General features: G+C 70.9%; 3 protein-coding genes and 1 pseudogene. 1 reads left to right on the plus strand and 3 read right to left on the minus strand.

Annotated features, from left to right (window positions below; genetic code table 11):
* The 3 genes from H5J30_RS23310 to H5J30_RS23320 all read right to left on the minus strand — a co-directional run.
* Window positions 1-231 (minus strand): Rieske (2Fe-2S) protein (locus H5J30_RS23310; protein ID WP_181789336.1); only part of this gene is annotated, 231 nt, incomplete at its 3' end.
* 79 nt (window positions 232-310) lie between these two features.
* Complete coding sequence (locus tag H5J30_RS23315) at window positions 311-1,036, minus strand: iron-containing redox enzyme family protein (RefSeq protein ID WP_181789337.1); 726 nt, start codon at window positions 1,034-1,036, stop codon at window positions 311-313.
* 141 nt (window positions 1,037-1,177) lie between these two features.
* Complete coding sequence (locus H5J30_RS23320) at window positions 1,178-2,821, minus strand: hypothetical protein (protein WP_181789338.1); 1,644 nt, start codon at window positions 2,819-2,821, stop codon at window positions 1,178-1,180.
* A gap of 290 nt (window positions 2,822-3,111) precedes the next feature.
* Here H5J30_RS23320 and H5J30_RS23325 point away from each other — a divergent pair.
* Window positions 3,112-3,307, plus strand: a pseudogene (locus H5J30_RS23325) (gamma-glutamyltransferase); the annotation flags it as partial.

Here is a 3,307-nt window from a genome sequence, read left to right on the forward strand (position 1 = left end):
CGCCTGCCCGGTGCGCAGGTCGAACGCCCACTGGTGCCCGGGGCAGACCACGCGGCCGTGCAGCACGGTGCCGCGCGCCAGCGACTTGCCCTTGTGCACGCACGCGTCGCGGAACGCGAACACCTCGCCGTCGGCGTAGAAGAGCGCGACCCGCTCCTCGCCGAGCGCCACCAGCTTCTTTCTGCGCCGGCTCACGTCGGTGAGTTCGGCGACCCGCGTCCATTCGGACATGTGCTCCTCCGGGTATGAAGAGACGGCGGCGGCCGGAATGTCGCGTCCGGCCGCCGCCGTCTGCCGGCTCGCGGTCCTTTCAGGCGGCGGCCGCGGCCGGCTCCAGGTCCGGCCGGACGTAGTGGTCGTAGAGCGCCTGGGTGTACGAGAAGCGCATCTCCGCGCCCCAGCGCACGAATTGCAGGCACCGCTGCTGGAGCCGCGGGGTGTCGGCGTGGTCGAGCACGATCTGGTATCCGCGCTCGCCGTGCACGACGTCCGAGGTGATGTGCAGATCGAAGAACTCGATCTCGTCCTCGGTGAATCCGTAGCTCTCCCGCAGCGGCACGATCTGCTTCTTGTAGATGCTCGGCACCTGCGACTCCAGGCCCACCACCAGCGCGGCGGTGGCGACCACGAAGTGCTCGCGCATGGCGACCGCGTAGCACCAGGACTGCAGGCCGCGGGTGACGGGGTTCATGTTCGAGGGGTCCTCGATGCGCTCCTTGGTGGTGCCGCACGCCTCCGCGAAGCGGATGAGGAGGTCGGTGTGGCGGATGTCGGCCAACTCCTCCTCGTACATGTTCTGGAGGGTGAAGTCCTTGGCGCCGGTGAATTCGTCCGGGGTGTTTCCGTAGATGTACCCCAGGTAGTCGGCGAACGGGCCGACGTAGTGGTAGTGGTTCTCCGCCCAGCGGGCGAAGTGCTCGCGCTTGAGCTGCCCTTCCGCCCACGCGGTGCTGAAGGAGGCGTTCTTCGCCTCGCGGCCCTTGATGGCCTCTTCCAGCGCGCTGCGGAATTCGTCTCTAGAGAGCAGTTCCGTCATCTGCTGCGTCCTTTCCGCGGTCCGTGTGTCACCAAAGTAGGGAGCGTGCGGGGGAGTCGAGGATGGTGTTTGTGCACAGGCCCGTGCGGAATCTCTGTGCACAGTGCCGGACAGGGGTGCGGGTACGGGCGCGGGCGGGCGTCAGAAGAGCACGGTCGCCAGCGCCGTGGCCGTCACCAGACCGGCGACGACCGGCACGAAGCAGTGCCGTACGACCTCCTGCACCGGCACCCGCGCCACCCCCGCGACCGCCAGCAGCGAGGACCACGCGATGAGCACGCCGCCCCCGGTCCACACCGAGCCCATCTGCCCCACGGCGGCCAGCGTCGCCGGGTCGACGTCCGCGGCCGGGCCGAGGGAGCCGGAGAGCGAGCCGGTCAGGGGCAGGCCGGCGAAGCCGGAGCCCTCCAGGCCGGTGATCATGCCGATGATCAGGATGGCGAACGCCACGATGAAGCCGACGTCGGGGATGTACTGGTCGACGGCGGTGACGAGGTCGAAGAGCAGCGCCGGCGGGTCGTCGTCCTGCACGCCGGTGATCTGCGTGATGAAGTCGACGTTGCCGAGGAAGAAGAACCCGGCGATCGGCACGACGACGCCCATGGCCTTGAACGCGAAGACCAGCCCGTCGACGACGTGGTCCGCGGCGGTGGTCAGGCCCTCCTTGCCGTCGCAGGAGAACACGGCGGCGAAGAGCAGCAGCATCGCGACACCGCCGACGAGCCCGGCGGCCTCGCCGCCCTGGACCTCGGTGACGGTGTCGGTGAACTTGCCGAGGAGCATGTAGCCGACGATGGCGGCGAAGGTGAGCGGCACGATGAGGGCGAACGCGCGGGAGCGGCGCACGCGTTCGCCGGGGGCCGCGCCGCCGGGGTCGGGGTCGGGGTCGGGTCCCTGGCCGGAGCCGGGGTCGGGTCCCGTGCCCGTGCCCGGGCCCGTAGCAGAATCGGTTCCTCGCTCCGCGCCGGTCCCGCCCCCCGGTGGGCTGAGCAGCTTCGTCGCCGCCCCCGCATCCCCGTCGGAGGCCGCAGCCGTACGCGCCCGGCGCCCCGCGCCCGTACCCCCGAGGGAGACGTCCGAGCCCCCGCCGCCGTCCGCCGCCAGCGCCTCCGCGTCGGCCTCCCAGCGCAGCCGGTGCTCCTCGCTGACCGTGCCGAAGGAGCGCCGCCCCTTCAGGTACACCAGCGTCAGCGCCACCACCCCGGTGATCACCGACAGCACCATCGCCCGGTCCGCGACCGCGGAGGTCTCCACGCCCGCCGCCTTCGCGGACAGCCCCGGCGCCACCTGGATCACGTAGTCGCTGGACAGCGCCATGCCCTGCCCCGCGATGGCGATGGCCGCCGCCGCGCTCACCGCCGGCAGCCCGGCCCGGATCGCCGCGGGCAGCAGGATCGCCCCGATCAGCGGCACCGCGGGCGTCGGCCAGAAGAACAGGCTGATGAAGTACGTGACGCCGGCGATGGCGACGAACGCCATCCGCCCGTTGCGCATCAGCGCCCGGAACGGCACCACCATCCGCCGCTCCGCGCCCATGGCGCGCATCGCGCCGAGCAGCGCGGTGATGAGGGCGATGATGAGGAAGATGCTGAAGAGTTCCCCGGCCGCGGTCAGGCTCGCGGAGAAGATCGAGGCCAGGCCCTTGACCAGGCTGCCGCTGTAGAACCAGGCCGTGAGAAAGGTCGCGACGACCGCGGGGACGACGACATTACGCCGCGCGATCATCACGCCGATGATGACGACAACCCCCGCGAGATACGTCCAGTGCGCAGCAGTCAGCTCCACGTCCGCACTCCCTACCCGGCGTCCGGCACTGCTGCCGGACCGCCGAAGTCCGATGGTTGTGCGGCACTCTGGCGACCGTTTCTGCCAGGCCACAGGGGGAGGGTGCACATTGTCCGGCACATTATTTGTGCACTGTGCGGGCGGGAAGACCCTGGAGTTTCCGCGCTGTTTCCCGGCGGGGTCCGGGCCGTTGCCGGGTGACCGGAATGTGCGGGGCGCACAAGCCGGCCGCCGGATCCGGGGGCAGATTGCACATGGATCTTCGGTCCGGCCGGGCGGATACTCGCCGTATGGCCGAGTCGTACGAGTCGCATCCTCCGTCCGTCCAGCAGCCCCCTGAGCAGCAGCGCCCGCCCCGTACCCCCGTGCTCTCCGCCGGCGGCATGGCCGCCAGTGCGCATCCCGCAGTCACCTTCGCCGGCGCCACCGTGCTGCGCGACGGGGGCAACGCCGTGGACGCGGCGCTGGCCATGGCCGCGATGTCGT

It is taken from the genome of Streptomyces phytophilus (genome assembly GCF_013870535.1).
Classification (GTDB): Bacteria; Actinomycetota; Actinomycetes; order Streptomycetales; family Streptomycetaceae; genus Streptomyces; species Streptomyces phytophilus.

What these genes read in the sequence shown, in the direction of transcription:
- H5J30_RS23315 (WP_181789337.1), bottom strand. Translation starts at nt 1,036, where the DNA reads ATGACGGAACTGCTCTCTAGAGACGAATTCCGCAGCGCGCTGGAAGAG.